At 59.4% G+C, this 20807-nt stretch carries 18 protein-coding genes; 17 read left to right on the top strand and 1 reads right to left on the bottom strand.

Annotated features, from left to right (window positions below; genetic code table 11):
- On the top strand, nucleotides 1-298 hold a 298-nt coding region (locus ACESLM_RS27130; RefSeq protein WP_372636889.1), incomplete at its 5' end, for a hypothetical protein.
- 245 nt (nucleotides 299-543) lie between these two features.
- Entirely contained in the window at nucleotides 544-1104 is a 561-nt protein-coding gene (locus ACESLM_RS27125) for an RNA polymerase sigma factor (protein WP_372636887.1), read from the top strand.
- Between the two features lie 27 nt (nucleotides 1105-1131).
- Here the strand turns inward: ACESLM_RS27125 and ACESLM_RS27120 are convergent, their stop codons facing one another.
- Entirely contained in the window at nucleotides 1132-1497 is a 366-nt protein-coding gene (locus tag ACESLM_RS27120; protein ID WP_372636885.1) for a hypothetical protein, read from the bottom strand.
- Between the two features lie 786 nt (nucleotides 1498-2283).
- Between ACESLM_RS27120 and addB the strand changes: the two genes are divergently transcribed.
- The 15 genes from addB to ybeY form a co-directional block, all read left to right on the top strand.
- Nucleotides 2284-5823 carry a helicase-exonuclease AddAB subunit AddB gene (gene addB, locus ACESLM_RS27115; protein WP_372636883.1) on the top strand — a complete coding sequence of 1180 codons (3540 nt, stop codon included), beginning with the start codon at nucleotides 2284-2286 and terminating at the stop codon, nucleotides 5821-5823.
- The gene (locus ACESLM_RS27110; RefSeq protein WP_372636880.1) at nucleotides 5820-9740 is read left to right on the top strand and encodes a UvrD-helicase domain-containing protein; all 3921 of its coding nucleotides are present in this window, start codon (nucleotides 5820-5822) and stop codon (nucleotides 9738-9740) included. Before addB ends, ACESLM_RS27110 begins: the two co-directional genes overlap by 4 nt.
- A 35-nt stretch (nucleotides 9741-9775) precedes the next feature.
- Nucleotides 9776-10414: a hypothetical protein gene (locus ACESLM_RS27105; RefSeq protein ID WP_372636878.1), complete on the top strand. Its 639-nt coding sequence runs from the start codon at nucleotides 9776-9778 to the stop codon at nucleotides 10412-10414.
- Nucleotides 10415-10601: 187 nt separating this feature from the next.
- Nucleotides 10602-10901: a hypothetical protein gene (locus ACESLM_RS27100; RefSeq protein ID WP_372636895.1), complete on the top strand. Its 300-nt coding sequence runs from the start codon at nucleotides 10602-10604 to the stop codon at nucleotides 10899-10901.
- 119 nt (nucleotides 10902-11020) lie between these two features.
- Entirely contained in the window at nucleotides 11021-11377 is a 357-nt protein-coding gene (locus ACESLM_RS27095) for a histidine triad nucleotide-binding protein (RefSeq protein ID WP_372636875.1), read from the top strand.
- Nucleotides 11378-11527: 150 nt separating this feature from the next.
- Nucleotides 11528-11701 (top strand): 30S ribosomal protein S21, encoded by a 174-nt coding sequence (gene rpsU, locus ACESLM_RS27090; RefSeq protein WP_094041673.1) that lies wholly within the window; start codon nucleotides 11528-11530, stop codon nucleotides 11699-11701.
- Nucleotides 11702-11716: 15 nt separating this feature from the next.
- The gene (locus ACESLM_RS27085) at nucleotides 11717-12160 is read left to right on the top strand and encodes a GatB/YqeY domain-containing protein (RefSeq protein ID WP_094041672.1); all 444 of its coding nucleotides are present in this window, start codon (nucleotides 11717-11719) and stop codon (nucleotides 12158-12160) included.
- Nucleotides 12161-12331: 171 nt separating this feature from the next.
- Nucleotides 12332-13741, top strand: coding sequence for an NfeD family protein (locus ACESLM_RS27080; protein WP_372636871.1), 1410 nt, complete (start codon nucleotides 12332-12334; stop codon nucleotides 13739-13741).
- Between the two features lie 103 nt (nucleotides 13742-13844).
- A complete protein-coding gene (floA, locus tag ACESLM_RS27075; protein WP_372636868.1) occupies nucleotides 13845-14843 on the top strand; it encodes a flotillin-like protein FloA in 999 nt (332 codons plus the stop codon).
- A 33-nt stretch (nucleotides 14844-14876) separates the two neighbouring features.
- Nucleotides 14877-15308 (top strand): hypothetical protein, encoded by a 432-nt coding sequence (locus ACESLM_RS27070; RefSeq protein WP_372636865.1) that lies wholly within the window; start codon nucleotides 14877-14879, stop codon nucleotides 15306-15308.
- A 197-nt stretch (nucleotides 15309-15505) separates the two neighbouring features.
- Entirely contained in the window at nucleotides 15506-15802 is a 297-nt protein-coding gene (gene yqfC / locus ACESLM_RS27065) for a sporulation protein YqfC (protein WP_094041668.1), read from the top strand.
- Nucleotides 15803-15929: 127 nt separating this feature from the next.
- A complete protein-coding gene (yqfD, locus tag ACESLM_RS27060; protein ID WP_372636862.1) occupies nucleotides 15930-17108 on the top strand; it encodes a sporulation protein YqfD in 1179 nt (392 codons plus the stop codon).
- Between the two features lie 37 nt (nucleotides 17109-17145).
- The gene (locus ACESLM_RS27055; protein WP_372636892.1) at nucleotides 17146-18102 is read left to right on the top strand and encodes a PhoH family protein; all 957 of its coding nucleotides are present in this window, start codon (nucleotides 17146-17148) and stop codon (nucleotides 18100-18102) included.
- A 25-nt stretch (nucleotides 18103-18127) separates the two neighbouring features.
- A complete protein-coding gene (locus ACESLM_RS27050; protein ID WP_372636860.1) occupies nucleotides 18128-20413 on the top strand; it encodes an HD family phosphohydrolase in 2286 nt (761 codons plus the stop codon).
- The coding region (gene ybeY / locus ACESLM_RS27045; RefSeq protein WP_372636857.1) for an rRNA maturation RNase YbeY at nucleotides 20410-20807 on the top strand (398 nt) is incomplete at its 3' end. The genes ACESLM_RS27050 and ybeY, both read left to right, overlap by 4 nt.

The raw sequence follows: 20807 nt of genomic DNA, 5'->3' as shown, positions 1-20807 counted from the left end.
CGGAGTTCTGAATATTAACTTGGTAACGGGGGTTGCTCCAACAGAACTAAATATTGATATCTCGAAAATAAAGGTTCATTACGTTGAATATTCTTATAAAGAATTGAATGATGTATACGAGCAAATAAAATCACTTACTGAAAATCAACCAGTACAGGTTATAGCTATAGATGAAATAGAAAACAAAATAAACATCACGATACATCAGGACAATAAATCGGTTGAAGATTTTATTAGACAAAAAATTGATTTTCCGTTTATTGAATACCAAATAACCGACGCTCGCATTCAATTATGATCATAATGGCGAGTAAATCACTCCCTTCTAGATCTATTCTTACCTGCAAGCGAGTTGCCCCACTCGCTTGCTGTTTTTTATTTCCGGCATTTGAATAACGATAAATTTTTAATCATTAAATTTTAACATTTTTGTATTTTATTGCCTAATGAAAAAGGAGTATGTTAGGATATTGGGAGGGGATTTACTTTTGATATCCTGTGCAGTAACCCCCTCTTTATAAATGTCATAGATGAGGTAATTGTATGGAACAGTGGCTTTCCCTACTACGAATCAACATAGAGGAATTGGATGCAGAGGTTCAGGAAAAAATTTACGGATCCTTTTACAGATTCGTGTACAGAGAGATACTTTTTATTACACGCGATCATTCTGCTACAGAAGACATCATACAAGAATCATTTATAAAAGTAACAATCCAAGGACCCAAAACTGCTCACGCATCTAACCTTGCATCATGGGTTAGACAAATTGCACGTCATACAGCACTCGATTGGTTAAGAAAATATAAAAAAGGCCATCAGGAAATTGATGCAGAAAACGTTACTATCATAGAGCAAAACACTGCGGTTGCCGACGAAGTTGAAAACAAACTGCGTAATGAAATACTGTATGAAGCAATTCAAGAACTGAAGCCGGAACACAAAATATTATTGATAATGTTTTATTTAGAAGATAAGTCATACAAGGAAATTTGCAGTGAACTGCGCCTCGGGGAACAAATCGTGACTCAGCGCTTAGCCAGAGCAAGAAAGAAACTGCTCCAACATTTTTTAAGAAAATGGAATGATCATGGTGAAAAGTAATGAGTTATTACCTGCATTCCCGCCCACTCATAACGAGGAGGGCGGCATTACGCCTAATTTCTGAAATAGCTCTTGTTGCGAAGTTGTGACCTCAACAACGTGCAGATCGCGACCGGGGCGACCAAAACATTCAATGCCATCGAGCTGATAGACCAAATCTTTGTTTCGATATGTATTCAAAGCTTCAATCGGATCCTTAACTTCGTTGCTAATCAATGCGAAAAAGCCATAGTTTTTCTTAGCTTCAATAATTGCGGATTGTTTCGCCACAACTTTACTCCCACGTACCGGTGTTTCGTGAACGTGGAAGTATTTCTCGTACTGCTTGGCATGCTCCGGTTTGCGGCTGCCTTCTTGTAGTTCTTTCTGAAAGACGAGCAATTGCCGGGTCAACTTCTGTTCATCCTCGGCTGCATTTTCGCCATTGTAATATAGAAGATAGAGCCTTCTTTCCGATTTGATGGTGTCACCTTTATAGGGACGTTCCTAGCTATATTGCCATTTGAGCGGAACGGAAGTCGCGAACACTTCATGTCGCTCATTATAGTTGGTCCACTCCCGTATAGAGCTGCGAACGTTACGCGATTCCAAGAGGATCCCCTAGGGCGTGTATGCAAACCTCATGCTAACGAGATCATGGAAGAAGCCATCTTTAAGAGGGCAACGAAAGTACAAGCCAATTTATCGTAGCGAGTTGCTAGCCGACGGTTTTGTTAAAGAGGCATTCCACCAGATAGCGTTCTTGACATAACCACCAATCCGTTGAGTCGTTCGATCCTTCTTGCTTGGAATGACGGAATGCGCTTTCTCCCATCGACGAAATCGGGTGTAGACCTGTTCCACGGACCGTAGTATTCTGGCAAGTTTCTCCATGGCGCACCCGAATGGATCACCTAGCGCATGGCGTTCAGCATCTTACGATTATCAATTGCCGGTCGTCTGCATTGCAGCCTTCGTTCCGGCGGCAACAAGTCCTTCAGTCGTTCCCATTGATCGTCACGTAGTTCGTATCTTCTTCTCATACTATAATTGGCTTGTTCGATAGTTTGAATACACGCCCTAGTCCAAGGGAACAAAACTTAATAACTTTTGGGTTTACTCCTCGATTTCTCAAATATGTTACAATACTCAACGAGATAGAGGATGAATCGGATTTAGATAGAAAGCGGAGGGAAACGCATGACGTTACGGCTGATTACGGGGCGCTCCGGGAGCGGCAAGACCCGCCTGTGCCTGGACGAGATCAGGAGCAGGCTGAGGGAAGCTCCGCTCGGAGCGCCGCTGATTTTGCTCGTGCCCGAGCAGGCGACCTTCCAGGCGGAATACGCGATGGCGACGACGCCGGGCTTAAGCGGGTTTATGAGGGCGCAGGTGCTCAGCTTCCGAAGGCTGGCGTTCCGCGTCATGCAGGAGACGGGCGGCTCGGCGGTCGTGCCGATTCACGATAACGGCAAAGCGATGCTTCTACATAAAGTGCTCGAGGCAAGAAGAGAGAGTTTGAGACTGTTCCGCGGCGGCAAAGGGGAGTCCGGGCTGATCGCCGGCATCAACGAGCTGCTGACGGAGATGAAGCGCTACGGCATCGACGGCGCAAAGCTGGCCGGCCATGCCGCAGCCGCGGCGCGCGGCGCGAGCGGAGCGAAGGAAGGCGAGATGCTCTCGGACAAGCTGCACGACTTGTCTCTGATCTACGGCGACATGGAGCGGGAGCTGTCCGGGCATTGGCTGGACGGAGAGGATATGCTGGGCTGGCTTGCCGAGGGAGCGGAGCATTCGGCGCTGCTGTCGGGAGCCGAAATCTGGATGGACGGCTTTAACGGGTTTACTCCAGGCGAATTCGCGGTTATCGAGGCGCTGCTGGCCAAGGCGGAGCGGGTCAGCGTCGCGCTCTGCGTCGATCGCCCGTACGGGGCGGGAGAGAGGCCGGACGAGCTGGATCTGTTCCATCCGACGGCGGAAACTTCCGCTCAGCTGTGCGAGCTGGCCCAGGCGTCGGGCGTTGCATTGGAAGCGCCGACCGTGCTGGAGCCGGAAGTGTCGCCCCGTTTCCGCGACAACCCGATGCTCGCTTTCCTGGAGCGGAACTGGGAGAACCGGAAGCGCTGGGGCGGAGAGCCGGACATTCTGCGGCCGGAGCACCCGAGCTGCGGGCTGTCGCTGCACGAGGCGGCCAATCGTCGGACGGAGGCGGAAGCCGTCGCCCGGGACATGCTGCGCAGAGTCCGGGAAGAAGGCGGACGCTGGCGGGATATGGCCGTCTTCGCGCGCAAGCTCGACGATTACGCCGACTTGCTGGAGGCGGTGCTGAACGATTACGGCATTCCGCACTTCCTGGACGGCAAGGCGGGCGTCTCGCATCATCCGTTCGTCGAATTCGTCCGCTCGGCGCTCGAGTGCGTGACCGGGGGGTGGAAGGCGGAAGCGGTGTTCCGCTGCGCGAAGACGGATCTGCTGGACACGCCGGAGCGAAGAGTGACGAGAGACGAGGTCGACCGGCTGGAAAATTACGCGCTGGCCGCGGGAATCGACGGCTGGCGCTGGCATGCGGAACAAGCGTGGTACCCGCTTTACGGCGGAGATATCGAGGAGGAGTCGGAGCCCGGTTCCGCGGCTGAGCGGGAGATGGGGGCGCTGCGGGAAGTGCGCGACGCTCTGCTGAAGCCGCTGCTGGCGCTCGAAGGGCGGCTGAAGGCGTCGGGTTCGGTCAGGGAGCTGTGCGAAGCCGTCTATCTGTTCCTGGAAGAGACGGGAGCGGCGGATCGCCTCGAGAGCTGGACGAAAGAGGACGAGCTTGCGGGACGTCCAGACCGGATGGCGGTTCATCGTCCGCTGTGGGACGGCGTCGTCTATTTGCTCGATCAACTGGTCGAGTTGATGGGCGAGCAGCCGCCGGATCTGGAACTGTTCGCGGGCATGGTCGACTCCGGGCTGGAGGAGTTGAAGCTGGGCGCCGTGCCGCCGTCGCTCGACGGCGTGCTGATCGGCAGTCCCGAGCGGACGAGATCGGACCGCGTCCGGATCGTTTACTTGCTCGGCGCCAGCGACGGCGTCCTGCCGATGCGCATTCCCGAGAACGGTCTGCTTGCGGAAGAAGAGCGGGACAGGCTGGCGTCGGCGGGGCTTAAGCTTGCTCCGGGCGCCAGGAGGCGGCTGCTCGACGAGGAGTTTCTGGCTTATTTGACGTTGACGACGCCGTCGCGCCACCTGTGGATCAGTTACCCGATCGCGAACGAGGAAGGGCAGACTCTGCTGCCGTCGCAATGGATCGGCAAGCTGCGCAAGCGGTTCCCGGGCATCCCGGTGCAGGCCGTCGCGGCCGAACCGCAAGGAACGCAGCCGGAGGAAGAACAGCTCGCTTACGCCGCCCAGCCGGGAAGGGCGATGACCCATCTGCTTAACCGGCTGCGAAGCTGGCGTCAGGGCGAGGCGATGGCGCCGGGCTGGTGGGCGGTCTACGACTGGCTGCTGGGACGCGAAGAATGGAAGCCTAGGCTGCGTTCGCTGATCGGTTCCTTGAGCTATACGAACGAAGAGAAGCCGCTGTCGCCGGAGACGAGCCGGCTGCTGTACGGGGACCGGCTGCTCGCCAGCGTGTCGAGGATGGAGCGGTTTATCGCCTGCCCGTTCCAGCATTTCGCCGTACATGGGCTGCGCTTGCAGGAGCGGCGCCTGTACCGGGTCGAATCGCCCGACATCGGGCAGCTGTTTCATGCGGCGCTGCGGCAGACGACCGAGAAGCTGTTTGCCGAAGGCCCGGCCGGAATGGACGCGTCCAGATGGCAGCTCGAGGCGGCCGCCGCGGTGGACAGGCTGCTGCCGCGCGTGCAATCGCAAATTTTGCTGTCCTCTCATCGTCATCAAGTGATGGCGCGCAAGCTGCGGGATATCGTGACGAAGGCTTCCGCGATGCTGGGAGAGCATGCGGCGTTGTCGGCGTTCAAGCCGGTGGGGCTGGAGCTGAGCTTCGGACCGGACGGCCTGCTGCCCGCGCTGTCGCTCCCGCTGGACTCGTCGCGCTGGATGGACATCGTCGGGAAGATCGACCGCGTGGACGCAGCCGAATCTTCGGCGGGCCTCTTGCTGCGCATTCTGGATTACAAGTCCAGCGCGACGAAGCTGAAGCTGGACGAGGTGGCGCACGGACTGTCGCTGCAGATGCTCACCTACCTCGACGTCGTCGTAACGCATGCCCCGCATTGGCTGGGCCGTCCGGCGAAGCCGGCGGGCGTGCTTTATTTTCACGTGCAAAATCCGCTGCTTAATACGGCGAACGGGCTGTCCCCGGAGGAGGCCAGGAACGCCTTGTTCAAGCAGTACCGGATGCAGGGGCTGCTGCTGGCCGACGGCGAGTCGGTCAAGCTGATGGACGAGACGCTGGCCGATGCGGGCAAGTCGGCCGTCGTTCCGGTCGAATTCAAGAAGGACGGCACGTTCTCGGCGCGCTCCCAAGTGGCGAGCGAGAGCGAATGGGAAGTGCTGCGGGGCTCGGTCCGCTCGCAAATTCGCCGGATCGGCAAGCGGATCGCGGACGGAGACGTGGCGATCGCGCCTTACCGGATGGACAAGCGCAGCCCATGCGCGTTCTGCGACTATCGCCCCGTATGCCATTTCGACAGCCAGGTCGAGGGCAACGGGTATCAGACTTTAAGCAAGGCGGCCGACCGCGAGCAGCTGTGGAGACGCCTCGCGCTTGAAGCAAGGAGGGACGAACCGCTGTGAAGCAAGGGCAACGATGGCCGGCGAAGCCGGAAGACAGCCGTTGGACGGGCGAGCAGTGGGCGGCGATCGCGGCGGAAGGCTCGAATCTGCTCGTGGCCGCCGCCGCCGGCTCGGGCAAAACCGCGGTGCTCGTCGAAAGGATCATTTCGCGCATCGCCGACGAGAGCCGCCCGCTGGACGTGGACGCGATGCTCGTCGCGACGTTCACGAAAGCGGCAGCTGCGGAAATGAAGGAACGGATTCGCCATGCGCTCGAGGACGCGCTGGAGCGGAATCCGGACTCGAAGCATCTGCGACGGCAGATCGCGCTGCTGCCGCGGGCTTCGGTGACGACGCTGCATTCGTTCTGCCTGGAAGTGGTGGAGCGCTACGCGCCGCTCATCGAGCTCGATCCGGGCTTCCGGATGGCGAACGACACCGAGGCGGGACTGCTGCGGTTGGATACGCTCGACGAGCTGTTCGAAGAGCGGTACGCGGCCGAGGGCGGGGACGGCGAAATGGCCGCGCTTGCCGACCGGTTCGGCGGCGAGCGCAGCGACGAGCCGCTTCATCGGCTCGTGCTCGAGCTGCATGAATTCGCGGGAAGCCACCCGTGGCCGGAGCATTGGCTGCGCGAGACCGCTGCGCGGTTCCGAGCTGCGGACGCGGAGGAGCTGCTCGGCTCGCTCTGGGTCAATAGCCTGCGCGACGATGCCGCGCTGCTGCTTCAGGGCGCGCTGCAGCTGCTGCGCGTCGCGCTTAGGGTCGCGCATGAGCCGGGAGGGCCGGAGCCGTACATCGAGACGCTCTTCGCCGACATCGACGGCCTGGAGCAAGCGTCGGCGGCGTTCGCGTCCGACTCGTGGGAAGCGTGGCAGGCCGCGGTAGCCGGCATTCGGTTCGGCAGGCTGAAGGCGTGCAAAGGCGACGAGTACGACCCGGCGCTGATCGAGCGAGTCAAATCGCTGCGGGATGCGGCGAAGAAAGCGGCCGGCAAGCTGGCCGAGGAGTGGCTCGTCCGCACGCCGGAGCAATACGCCGAGGAGCTGCGCGAGCTGGCTCCGGAGATGGAGAGCCTGGCCGAGCTGGCGATTCGGTTCGGGGAGCGCTACGAGCAGGCGAAGCGGGCCAAAGGGCTGCTGGATTTCGGGGATCTGGAGCATTACGCGCTGCGCATTTTGCGCGACGCTTCCTCCACCCCGGCCAACAGCGCTCCTTCGCTTGCGGCGCTCGGCTTCCGCGACCGGTTCGCGGAAATCTACCTCGACGAGTACCAGGACACGAACGAGGTTCAGGAAGCGATCGTGTCGCTGATCGCCAGGAGCGATCCCGGCAACGTGTTCATGGTCGGCGACGTCAAGCAGAGCATCTATCGGTTCCGTCTGGCGGAGCCGGGGCTGTTTCTGGAGAAGTACAGAACTTACGCGTCTTACGGACCGGAGATGACGGACGCCGGAAGCCTGGAAGGCGAGTCGGGGCTGCGCATCGACCTGGCGCGCAACTTCCGCAGCCGCAGGGAAATTCTCGGCGCGGCCAACCACGTCTTCCGGCTCATCATGCGCGAGCCGGTCGGGGAGATGGATTACGACGAACAGGCGGAGCTGAAATACAGCGACGGCTACCCCGAAGTCGAACCGGGCGGGCCGAATCCGTATGCCGTCGAGATGATCCTGCTGGACAGAGCCGCATCGAGGACGAGCGAAGACGGGGAGGGGGCGCCGGGGCAGTCGGCAGGGCCGGAAGCCGGAAGCGCGCCGGAAGACGAGGCGGGCGCCGAAGAAGGCGGCTCCGAGGAGACGGAGGATCTGGAAGCGGCGCAGCTCGAAGCGCGGTGCATCGCAGACGAGATCCGCAAGCTGATGGGAACGGGCGGCGAGGAAGGACGGCGGCCGCCGTTCGCGGTATACGACGCCAAAGCGAAGCTGCACCGGCCGGTGCAGTATCGGGACATCGTCATTTTGCTGCGAGCGGTATCCGCGCTGGCTCCGACGATTATCGAGGAGCTGAAGGCGGCCGGCATTCCGGCGTATGCGGATTTGGCGACCGGATACTTCGCAGCGACCGAAGTGGACACCGTGCTGTCGCTGCTGTCCGTCATCGACAATCCGCGCCAGGACATTCCGCTCGCGGGCGTGCTGCGTTCGCCGATCGGCGGCCTGTCGGCCGAGGACTTGGCGCGCATCCGACTCGCGCGCAGGCGGAGTCCGTTCTGGGAGGCGGCTGTAGAGGCCGCCCGGGGCGGCGAGGAGGCCGCGCTGCTGGGGCCGGACGTTCGGCGCGCCTTGGCGGATTTCCTGCGCAAGCTGGAGGAGTGGCGCGATTTCGCCAGAAGGGAGCCGCTCGGCGATCTGCTGTGGATGCTGTACAGGGAGACCGGCTACTACGACTTCGTAGGCGGCTTGCCCGGGGGCGGGCAGCGTCAGGCGAACCTTCGGGCGCTCGTCGACCGCGCGATCCAGTACGAACGCTCCTCCCGGTTCCGCGGGCTGTTCCGCTTCCTGCGGTTTCTCGGCCGGATGCGCGATACCGGAGCGGATCTGGGAGCGGCGAGAGCGCTCGGCGAGAGCGAGAACGTCGTCCGGATCGTCTCGATTCACCGGAGCAAAGGGCTTGAATTTCCTGTCGTGTTCGCGGCGGGGCTCGGCCGTAATTTCAACCGCCGGGACTTGAACGGAGCGTTCCTGAAGCATAAGAAGCTCGGTTTCGGCCCGCGGGTGTACGAGCGCGACACCCGGGTCACCTATCCGACGCTTCCGCAGCTGGCCATCCGCAGGAAGCTTGCGGCCGAGATGCTGGCCGAGGAGATGCGCGTGCTGTACGTGGCGCTGACTCGGCCGAAGGAAAAGCTGTATCTAATCGGAACGAGCAAGGACGCGTCCAAGATGCGGGAGCAATGGGCCGAAACGGCGGCGATGGCCGAGGACGGCCTGCCTCCGCATGCGGTCGCCGCGGCCGCCAAGTATTTGGACTGGCTCGGTCCGGCGGCGGTGCTGGCGGACGGGCATGCCGATCCTTCGAACAGATGGATCTTCCGCGTCGAGTCGTCTTCGGCGTATACGCTGCGCACGTCCGAAGCGAAGGAGGCCGCCCCGGACGAGGATCGGCTGTGGAACGCCGTCGTCAGCGGAGAGCCGGTCGGAGCGGGAGCCTCCCGTCTGGCCGAGCGAATCGATCGAGCGCTGTCTTGGCGCTATCCGCACGAGACTGCGTCGCAGGTGGCGGCGAAAACGTCGATTACGGCGCTGAAGCTTCGCCGCGACGGAGCTGCGCTGCCGGCCTTTGCGCCCGTCCCGGCGGAGGAGTCGGAGGTCGTGCCCGACGAATGGCGCGAGCGGCTGGCGGAAGAAGAGGAGCCGCAGCCGTCCGCGGCCGCATTCCGGCTTCGCCGTCCGCGGTTCATGTCCGCCAAGCAGCTGACCCCGGCCGAACGGGGAACGGCGTACCATCTCGTCATGCAGCATCTGCCGCTCGACGGGGACGCGTCCCTCGGACGAATCGAAGAGATGCTCGACCGGCTCGTTGAAAGGCGGATTTTGTCGACGGAGCAGAGAGCGGGCATCGAGGCGGCTTCCGTGGCGGCGTTCTGCGGCTCTTCGCTGTACGAAAGAATGCGCGGTTCGGCCAGGGTGTGGCGCGAGGTTCCGTTCACGTACGGGCTGGACGCCGCCGCTCTCCACCCCGGGGTGCTGGAACCGGAAGCGGGGGAAACCGTAATTATACAAGGGGTTATCGACTGCTTGTTCGAAGAGGAGGACGGGCTCGTGCTCGTCGACTATAAGACGGACGCGCTGAAAGGGCGGAATGCCAACGAAGCGGCGGAGAAGCACCGGTTCCAAGTGGAGCGGTACGCCGAAGCGGCGAGCGGAATCGCGGGCATGCCGGTCAAGGAGACGTACGTCTATTTCTTCGACGGAGGCCATGTCGTTCGGGTAACCTGAACCGTCGAAGCAAAAAAGCTGCAGGAGGATGAGCCATGTCGGCCAACGCCGAAAACAAAAGCAAAAAGCAAATCTCGTACACGATAGGCGGGATGCTGATCGCGATCGTCGTTCTGATGACGCTGGTCATACTGGGGTATTCGAAATACATGCTGGAGGAGCAGTCGCTCAAAACCGACCGCGGACAGCGCCTCGCCGAGCGCTACGTGCACGCGCAGCTGTTCGCGGAACGTCTTCGCGACGGCTCCGAAGGCTTCCTCGTCGCGAAGACGGAAGCGGAGAGAATACGCGCCGCCAAGCAGATCGCCGAGGCCAGATTGTCGGGCTCGGAAGCGCTCGCCCTGTTTATCGAGGCCGAGAGCGCAGCGTCTGGGCAATCCCGCGAGGAAGCGTCCAAGCCGATTCTCGAGGCGGCCAACGCCGTCATCGGGGCGGCAAGCCCGCTGGAGTCGATCGGCGAGAGCGGCGCTCCGCTGACGGACGCGGAAATCGCTTTTCTGACGGACGTCCGGGACGGCGCGGCAGACATCGAAGAAGCGCTGAAAGGATTCCGCGCCCCTTCGGGCGAAGCCGGGTTCCGCCAAATGACGACGCTGGGCGAGTGGAAGCCGCACGCTCTCCAAGCGTCCGGGAAGCTTCGCGAGCTCGCTTCGGCCTTGAGCGGCCGGAGTTGACGTCCGAGCCCATTTTACACGTTTCCTTGTAGCCATTCGCCCATGCTCGCATATGATGATGGGGAAACAGGCGCCCAAGGAGAGAATGCTCATGGAAAAAGCAATGCCGACGCCGCAACCGGCTCCGAAGCCTGCGCCGAAACCCGCGCAGGAGTACGCGCCCAAAGGGCATCACGGAAGCCATCCGATGCCGAAGCCGGTCGCAATGAAAGTGACCAAAGCGACGTGCGAATCCCATATGCACCGCTATGTCGAAGTGCAGGCCGCGGACGGCTTCTGCTACGACGGCATCGTGGAGCATGTGGACGACGAGTGGCTGTGCCTGGCCGTTCCGGGCTCGGTCGAGCCGATGCGCGGATTTTTCCCGCCGCCGTTCTATCCGCCGTTCGGAGGGGGCTTCTACCCTTTCCGTCCGCGCAGGTTCAACAGGCTGATTTTGCCGCTGGCCGGTTTGGCGGCGATCTCCCTGTTGCCGTATTACTGGTAAAACGGCAAGCACGAGCGGCAGGGACCTGCGGCGACAGCCGCAGGTCTCTGTCCATTGGACGGGAAGGGCGCCGATGCGGTATGATGGATGCATATGCCAAATCGTTAGGGGTGCGTCCATTGTCGGATTGTTTGTTTTGCAAGATCGTCGAAGGAACGATTCCTTCCCGCAAAGTGTACGAAGACGATCTCGTCTACGCTTTTCACGACATTCAGCCGCAGGCTCCGGTTCATCTGCTCGTCATTCCCAAGAAGCACATCGCCACGATGAACGACTGCGGGCCCGAAGACCAGGCGCTGCTCGGGCATTTGCTGCTGTCCGCCCAAAATATCGCCAAAGAAGCCGGGCTCGAGCAATCCGGCTATCGTCTGATCAACAACTGCGGACGCGATTCCGGACAGGTGGTATTCCATATCCACTGGCACATTCTCGGCGGGGAGACGCTTGGTCCGCTGAACGCGCAGGGGCAAGGTTAAGGTCGATAATCCGGAGTTTTGAGCGAAGGAAAAACTTAGCGCCGAACGTTTCGTATTTATTGCTCGGCCCAAGTTGACACTGCCTTTCCTCATCACATATAATATAGTTTGATAACCGTGTTGGGTCTGTTGCGGAGGGAGGGAAAACAGGTGGCCGAAACAAAAGTACGAAAAAATGAAACAATCGACGCTGCACTCCGCCGCTTCAAGCGTTCCATTGCCAAAGATGGCGTTCTCGCGGAAGTGAAGAAACGTAAACATTACGAAAAGCCAAGCGTGAAACGGAAGCTGAAATCCGAAGCTGCGCGTAAACGGAAGTACTAGGAGGAATCCGCACTCATGAATCTCGCGGAGCGATTGAACGATGACATGAAGCAGGCGATGAAGGCTGGGGAGAAATTTCGTCTCCAGACGATTCGCATGGTTCGGGCATCGATCAAAAATCATGAAATCGAGCTGCGCCGGCCGCTTGACGATAACGAGACGCTTAATATATTGAGCCGTGAACTCAAGCAACGACGCGATTCCCTGCTGGACTTCGAGAAGGGCGGCCGGGAAGATCTCGTAAGCAATGTCAGGGCAGAAATTGAGATCATCTCCGAATATCTACCGCGACAGCTTACAGAAGAAGAAATCAAAGCAATCGTTGTACAGACCATGCAAGAAACCGGTGCTTCTTCTAAAGCCGACCTCGGGAAATTGATGGGCGCGCTTATGCCCAAGGTGAAAGGCGTTGCAGACGGCAAGCTCGTCAACGCAATCGTCCAGCAATCTCTGCAATAATCCGGACATGACAGACAGGCACTCCCGCAATGGGGGTGCTTTTTGCTTTTAATACTTCGTGATCAAAAGCGGACTTTTTGAACAACCTCTTTAGCAGGAATGAAACGTATCGGTTGTCGAATCGTAATACAGAGCATGTTGGATTGATTCAGATAAGGAGGATGGAAAAGTATGGGCGTTACGACATTACGGAAGGCTCGAATGCCGTGGAGAGCGCGGATCGGGCTTGCCGCGCTGACGCTGCTGGGCGTCTTCCAACTGCTAGGGATCGCATCCGGCGTTGCCCGGGCGGCGGAGACGCCTTCGGCAGGCTCCGTGTACGTCATTCCCGTCCAGCAGACGGTGCAGAGCGGACTGGCCTCGTTCCTCGAGCGGGCGCTTAACGAAGCCGAAGAAGCGAAGGCGTCCCTCGTCATTCTCGACGTCGACACGCCCGGCGGCCGACTGGATACCGCCGAAGAGATCGGCAAGCGCATTCGCGAAGCGTCGGTTCCGACGGTCGCCTTCGTTACGGGCAAAGCGGCCTCCGCCGGCGCTTATCTGTCGCTGAACGCCGGCGGCATCGCGATGGCTCCGGGCTCGACGATCGGCGCCGCCATGATCGTGGACGGAGCGGGCAACGCGGTCGAAAATCCGAAGCTCGTCTCGTTCTGGAGCGAGCAGATGCGCTCGGCGGCCGAGATGAACGGGCGCAATCCGAACATCGCCATCGGCATGGTCGATCCGAATCGGGTCGTCGAGATGGAGGAGATCGGGGAGACGAGCGAGCGAGGGCAGATTATTTCGCTTAGCGCGGAAAACGCGTTCAAGGTCGGGTACGCCGACAAGCTGGCGAGCACGGTCGAAGACGTGGTCGCTTGGAAAGGGTTGTCCGATCGAACGATCGTCGAAGTCAAGCCATCCCTCGCGGAGCGCGTGTCGGAATTTCTCACCTCTCCCGGCCTTAGCTTGCTGCTGCTGGTTATCGGGATCGCGGGCATCGCCATCGAGTTGCTCGTTCCCGGCTTCGGGGCTCCAGGCATTACCGGGCTGATCGCCTTCGGACTGTATTTCTTCGGGCAATCGATCGCAGGCTTCGCCGGAATGGAATCGCTGGTCGTGTTCTTGCTCGGCATCGGCCTGCTCGTACTCGAGATTTTTGTTCCAAGCTTCGGAATTTTGGGCATACTCGGTACTATATCCGTCATCGTCGGCATCACGATGGGGGCGTACGATACGGGCAACGCCCTGCGGATGCTCGGAATCGCGGTCGTCGCGGCGGCGGTCGTCGTCGGCATCTTCGCGTACGTATTCCGCAAGCGGGGCGTGTGGAACCGGTTCATTCTGAAGGATTCGCTTACTGCGGACAAAGGATTCGTCTCCCAGCAGCCGCGCGAGCATTGGGTCGGGCAGACCGGTACGGCCGTATCGCTGCTGCGCCCGTCGGGAATCGCCGAAATCGGCGGCCAGAGGCTGGACGTTATTACATCCGGCGAATTCGTAGAGCCGGGCAGAGCGGTCCAGGTGACGGCGGTGGACGGAACTCGCATCGTCGTAAAGGAAATTCCGGGAAATGCGGCGAATTTAAACAAGGACGTCTGACGCCAATAGCGGGCTTTTTGAATAACCGCTGCAATGAAAGTTCAAAAAGTCCGGTTTTCAGCACCTCGTTAAGGTTCACAAAAAAAACGGTTGGAGGTATGTTATGAGCGGTGCGGATATTCAAGTTTTCGTTATTATTGCCATCGTCGTGATCGCGGTTTCGGTGTTCATGAGCTTTTTCCCTTTTATGCTGTGGATTTCGGCGCTCGCCGCCGGAGTGCGGATCAGCATTATTACGCTCGTGGCCATGCGGTTGCGGCGCGTCGTACCGAGCCGGATCGTCAATCCGTTGATCAAAGCGTCGAAAGCCGGACTCGGCCTGCATATCAATCAGTTGGAAAGCCACTACCTTGCGGGGGGCAACGTTGACCGCGTCGTCAACGCGCTGATCGCGGCTCAACGCGCCAATATTCCGCTTGTGTTCGAACGGGCCGCAGCGATCGACCTGGCCGGACGGGACGTGCTGCAAGCGGTACAGATGAGCGTTAACCCGAAAGTCATTGAAACTCCTGTCGTATCCGCCGTGGCGAAAAACGGGATCGAAGTCAAAGTTCGCGCCAGAGTTACGGTGCGAGCGAATATCGATCGTCTCGTCGGCGGCGCCGGGGAAGAGACTGTGCTTGCCCGTGTTGCCGAGGGGATCGTCAGTACGAACGGGGCGTCGGAATCTCACAAAGACGTGCTTGAGCACCCCGATCTGATCTCGAAGACGGTTCTGAGCAAAGGCTTGGATGCGGGAACGGCATTTGAAATTTTGTCCATCGACATCTCCGACGTGGATGTCGGCAAAAATATCGGCGCTCATCTGCAGACCGAGCAGGCCGAAGCCGACAAGCGCATCGCCCAGGCGAAGGCGGAGGAGCGCCGCGCGATGGCCGTCGCTCACGAGCAGGAGATGAAGGCGCGCGTCGTCGAGATGCAGGCAAAGGTCGTCGAAGCGGAATCGGAAGTTCCTCTCGCGATGGCAGCCGCGCTGAAATCCGGCAATCTCGGCGTCATGGATTACATGAACCTCAAAAATATCGAAGCGGATACGCAGATGAGAGGCTCCATCGGCGGTCAGAGCGATTTGCTCGGCGGAGACGGACCGAAGAAGTCGTAATTCGTCCGCGCCAAGCAGGAAGGAGGGAGCGCCTTGGAGCAGCTCATTACGTTCCTGACCTCTAATTTTCAGTTTGTGATCGTCATTATCGGGATTGCGTACTTTTTGTTCTTTCGCAAATCTCCGCTCGAGAAACGGTCCACGAATCGGATGCCGGACTTCGGGGGAGAGGCTCGCAGACGTCCCGAACGGCCTGTTCAGCCGCCTCAGGCGGCAAGGATCGAGCGCGAGCCGGAGCCGGCGAGAAGAGCGTATTTCGCGGATGAATCGCCGAGTATGGCCTCGTCGGAAGAGCCGGAGGAGTTCGTTAGCCCGGTTCTAAGCACCGTCGTGTCCAAAAGGGCGAATTGGCGAGCGGCGGGCCGGGAAACCGGCGCCGGCTTGGACAGGGAGGATTTGGCGCGCGCCGTGCTCTGGTCGGAAATATTGGGCCGCCCGCGCGCCCGCAAGCCTTACAGACGCTGAGAGGTAGTTCAAAAAGTCCAATTTTGATCGTCATTAATAAGCGTATCCGCCAAGGGTCGACTCGCAGTCAGGAAGCAACAAGCTTCCGGCTTGCGCGTCGGCCCTTTCGGCGTGTTCTGAAAACGGCGCAGCCCGGACGGCTACATAAAGGGGGGGGACTGAGCATATGTTTATCGTATAGGAGGGAGGACCGCTCAATGATGCGTGTAAGCCGGAAGCTGCGCAAATGGACCGCGACCATTCTCGATCTGCCGCAGGATGTCGCGCTGGACTTGCCGCGCATCACGATGATCGGAGGCCTTCAGTTGACCGTGGAAAACCATCGCGGCATCGTTCATTTCTCTCCGGATACCCTTAAGCTGGCGATGGACGGCGGGGAGATGGAGGTGACGGGCCGGGATTTGGTCATTCGCAACATCGGGGCGGAAGAAGTGTTCGTGGAAGGGGAAATCTTGGGCGTCCAATTGCATTCGAAAGGGAAAACGTCCGGTTGAGCGTCGAAGTCGCGCGCTTTGCCGTCTTGCGAGCAGCCGGGAGCGTCCGGGACGCTCTCCGCCTATTGCGCGGTCGGCGTCCGGCCGTTCGAAGCCGGGACGAGCCCTAAGCCGGGAGGTAACGAGGATGAAGGGGAATTGGGTCGCGTATGCGCGCGGTTACGTATGGGTCAAGCTGATCGGGGAAGGAAGCGAACGCTTCGTCAACGCCGCGACGAAAGAGAAAATCGATCTGTGGCATATTTCGTTTACGCCGGCGCGAGAGCTGACGTTCGGGGTATCGATTCCCGATTTTTTTCGAATGCGTCCTCTGCTCAGGGAGAGCGGCTGCCGCACCCGCATTATATCCAGGCACGGCCTGCCGTTCCGGCTGGCCAAGCTGGCGCGCCGCAAGACGTTCGCGGTAGGCATGGCCGCGTTCGTTCTTGCGCTGTTCGTGCTGTCCACGCTGATCTGGGACGTGAAGGTGGAAGGGAATTCGGCGATACCGGAAGAGAAAATCCGCCAGGCGGCGAAAGCCGAAGGCATCTACGGCTATCAATGGTCGTTCCGGCTCGGGGACGCGGCTACGCTGTCGCAGCGGCTGGCGCTCCGATTGCCCGAGGCGGCCTGGGTCGGCGTGGACAAGCGCGGCACGTCCATTACGATTACCGTCGTCGAATCGACGAAGCCGGAAGACAAGGCGCTGGAAGGCCCGCGGCATCTCGTCGCCAAGGCGGACGCGGTCGTGACCCGCATCGTGGCGGAGAACGGCCGGCCGAAGGTCGAGCGCAACGACCGGGTGCGCAAAGGCGACATTCTGATCTCGGGTATTCTCGGCGACGAGAAAAACAGCAAGCATGTCGTCTCCAAAGGCAAGGTGATGGGGCTCGTCTGGCATGAATACCGGATCGAGTCGCCTCTGCAATCGAAAACGAGGAATTTGACCGGGGAGACCCGCGAACGAAACTATCTGATTATCGGCAACCGGGCGTTGCAAATTTCGGGTTACGGCGGCGAGCCGTTCGGGCAATCGCAAATTCGCTCGACAATCGAGAAAGCCCGGCTCTGGAATAAGGAGCTGCCCTTCGGAACGATGAAGGAGCACGAGCTGGAAGTCGTGGAAATCGGCAAAAAATTGACTCCGTCCGAGGCGAAAGAGGTCGGATTGGCGCAGGCGAGAGCCGAATTGTTGGCGAAAGCGGGCAAAGACGCGACGATTAAAGCGGAAAACATTTTGCATGAACAAACCGAGAATGGTAAAGTGAAGTTAACCGTTCTTTTTGAAGTGGAACAATCTATCGAGGTCGAACGTCCAATCCCGTAGCGGATAGGTTTAGGGGGAATGAGTTTTTTTGACGGAACTGAAGCAATCGACGACGATCCCGCTCCAAAGCGCGGCGGAAGGGCTGGCGCTGTTCGGCCCGCAGGACAAGTATTTGCGCCTGATCGAGAAGGAAACCGTGTCGCTGATCCGATCCAGAGACGCTGAAATCTATATCGAAGGACCGGAAGAGGAAGTCCGTTCCTTGCAGCAGCTGTTCGAGACGCTGATCCAGCTTATCCAGGGCGGCCTGCAGCTCAGCGAGCGCGACGTTCGCTACGCGCTGGAGCTGTCGCGCGAGATGAAGGCGGACGAGCTGCTCTCCTTGTTCAAGGGAGAAATAACGCTTACTTTCCGGGGCAAGCCGATTATTCCGAAGACGCTGGGCCAACGCCATTACGTCACGACGATTCGCAAGAAAGACATCGTGTTCGGCATCGGCCCTGCCGGTACGGGCAAGACGTATCTCGCCGTCATGTGCGCCATCGCCGCCTTGAAGGAAGGCCGCGTCAAGCGCATTCTGCTGACCCGCCCGGCCGTCGAAGCCGGGGAGAATCTCGGGTTTCTGCCCGGGGACCTGCAAGAGAAGGTGGATCCGTATTTGCGACCGCTGTATGACGCGCTTAACGACGCGCTTGGCGTCGAAGGGGTTGCCAAGGCGATGGAGCGCGGGCAGATCGAAGTCGCTCCCCTGGCTTACATGAGAGGCCGGACGCTGGACGATTCGTTCGTCATCCTGGACGAGGCGCAGAATACGACGCCGGAACAGATGAAGATGTTTCTGACGAGGCTCGGGTTCGGCTCGCGGATGGTCATTACCGGGGACGTGACCCAGATCGACCTGCCGAAAGGCAAGAAGTCCGGACTGATGGAAGCGGAGCGGATTCTCCGTTCCATCGAGGAGATCGGCATCGTGTACTTCACTGACCAGGACGTCGTCAGGCACGCGCTCGTGCAGAAGATCATACTGGCTTACAACGCGGACAACGAACAATAAAACCCTTAAGGGAGGGGAGTGCCGGATGAGTCGGAACAATAGCGGCCAACCAAGCAATCCGCTTACCTTGTCCGGGGCAGCGGCAGGATGGAAGAACAGCGCGGCGATGCGCTGGCTCCTGCTTCTGCTTTTTGTGTTTTTGTTTTATTTCAGCCTTGCTCCGCGGCTAGTGCCGGAGACGTACGATATTACGCTGAACGGCAAGGCGGACCAAGACATCCGCGCGCCGCGCCAAGAGGTGGACGAGAAGGCCACGCTGCAGGCGCAGGAGGACGCGGCGAGCAAAGTGCCCGATATGTATACGACCGTCCAGATGCGCAACGAAGTGCTCATCAATGAGCTGTTCGCGAGAATCGAAGAGCTGAATATGGACGACCAGATTACGGAAGCCGACCGCGTCGAGATTTTCCGCCGCGTCATTCCCGACCGGGTCGATCAGTACGTAGCCAGCTTCGTCATTTCCAGCCGCGGGTCCGAAGCGTATTCCGCCGAGCTGCTGGCGGAGATGCAGCGGGTTGTCGCCGCGCAGAAATATGCGATTCCGGAGGAAACCTATTACAAGATCCCGCGCATGTCGTCGGAGCAGCTCCAGGAGATGCGTTCGGTGGCGCGGGACGTCGTGCGGAAGCTGACGACCGACCCGATCACGAACGCGGAGACGGCCCGTACGAAGGTGGCCGAACTGGTGAACGCGAGCTCCCTGTCGCTCAAGACGGAGCGGGAGATCGTGCAGGAGCTGGCGCGGCTGGCGATTATGCCGAACAAGTTCCTGGACAAGAAGGCGACCGAGACGGCCAGAATGGACGCCAAACAGAACACGCCTTCGGTCGTCATCAAGCAGGGGGACATCGTCGTCAAGCAGGGACAAGTCATTACCGAAGCGCTGTACGAGAAGCTGGACGGAATGGGGCTGCTGCAGGAGCGCAAAAACTATTTGCCGCAGCTCGGCGTGCTGCTCTTTGCCGTCATTCTGACGCTGGCGCTGTACGGCTATGGGGAGCTGACGGCGGCCTCGTCGATTCTGAAGAAGACGAACGCGCATTGGGCGATGCTGCTGCTGATCTTCGCGCTGAACGTACTGTTCATGCATTTGGTGGCCCTGACGCACAGCTCGGATTGGCCGTTCGTCGGCTATCTGGCGCCGATCGCCATGGGAAGCATGCTCGTGACGCTGCTGCTCGACATGCATCTCGGCCTAGTCAGCTCGTTCCTGTTCACGCTGCTGGCCAGCGTCATTCTGAACGTCGAGCAGGAGCACATTTTCGATTTCCATTACGGCTTCGTTGCCGCCGTCGTGTCCTTCACGGCCGTGCTGGCGATTCATAGAGCGAGCCAGCGATCATCGATATTGAAGGCGGGCATCATGGTCAGCCTGTTCGGTTCGGTCGCGGTATTGGCGCTTATGCTCGTGGATCCCGAGCCTAGTCGCGCGGATTTGATCCAATCGGTCGTCTTCGTGCTTGCGAGCGGTCTGCTGACCGCCGTGCTCGTCATCGGATTGATGCCGTTCTTCGAAGTGACGTTCGGCATTCTATCCGCGCTCAAGCTCGTGGAGCTGTCCAATCCGAACCATCCGCTGCTGCGCAAGCTGCTGACCGAGACGCCGGGAACGTATCATCACAGTCTGATGGTCGGCAATTTGTCGGAGGCGGCCGCAGAGGCGGTCGGGGCGAACGGGCTGCTGTGCCGCGTCGGCTCGTTCTATCACGACGTAGGCAAGACGAAGCGTCCGCTCTATTTTATCGAAAACCAGAACGCGTCCGGTAATCCGCACGACAAGCTCGAGCCGAAGGTGAGCGCCTCGATCATTATCGCGCATGCCAAGGACGGAGCGGATATGCTGAAGGCCCACAAGCTGCCTAAGCCGATTCGCGATATCGCCGAGCAGCATCACGGTTCGACTTTCCTCAAATATTTCTATTATAAAGCGGTAAAACAGGCGCAGGAGCAGGGGACGGACATCGACTTCACCGAGGATGACTACCGCTATCCGGGACCGAAAGCGCAGTCGAAGGAAGCGGCCATCGTCGGCATCGCCGACTGCGTGGAAGCGGCGGTTCGGTCGCTTAACCATCCGAAGGTGGAGCAGATCGAGGCGATGATCGCCAAAATCATCAAGGACAGGCTGGACGACCATCAATTCAACGAATGCGACCTGACGATGAAGGAGCTCGACAAGATCGCCCAGACGCTGAAGGAAGCGGTCATCGGCATGTTCCACTCCCGGATCGAATATCCGGACGACAAACAATTAAAGCAGGCGAAAGAAGCTACGGACGACGCCAAAGAAGCGAAGGAGAATTCGGAATGACATTAAGCCTGGAATGGATCGACGAGCGGGAAGGCGGCGCGGGAGAACGGGAAGAGAAATGGATCGACTTGCTGGAGAAGCTGCTGGTCGTTGCCGGCCGCAAGGAGGAAGTCGAGCGGGGCATCGTCACCTTGACGTTGACGGACGACGAAGGCATACGGGAGCTGAACCGCCAATACCGCGGATTGGACAAGCCGACGGACGTGCTCAGCTTCTCGCTGCTCGAAGGCGAGCAAGCGGACATTCGCTACGAGGACGAATACGAGTCTTCCGATTCCGAAGTAGGCGATGACAGCTGGACGGACGAGGACAAAGCCGGCGATCCGTTCTCCGATCTGCTCGGGGACATCGTGATCTCCGTTCCGCGAGCCGAAGCGCAAGCCGCGGAGTACGG

It is taken from the genome of Cohnella sp., assembly GCF_041641335.1.
In the GTDB taxonomy this organism is placed as follows: domain Bacteria; phylum Bacillota; class Bacilli; order Paenibacillales; family Paenibacillaceae; genus Cohnella.
Note: the sequence above shows the minus strand (reverse complement) of the source record. Positions and strands in the feature narration are given on the sequence as shown.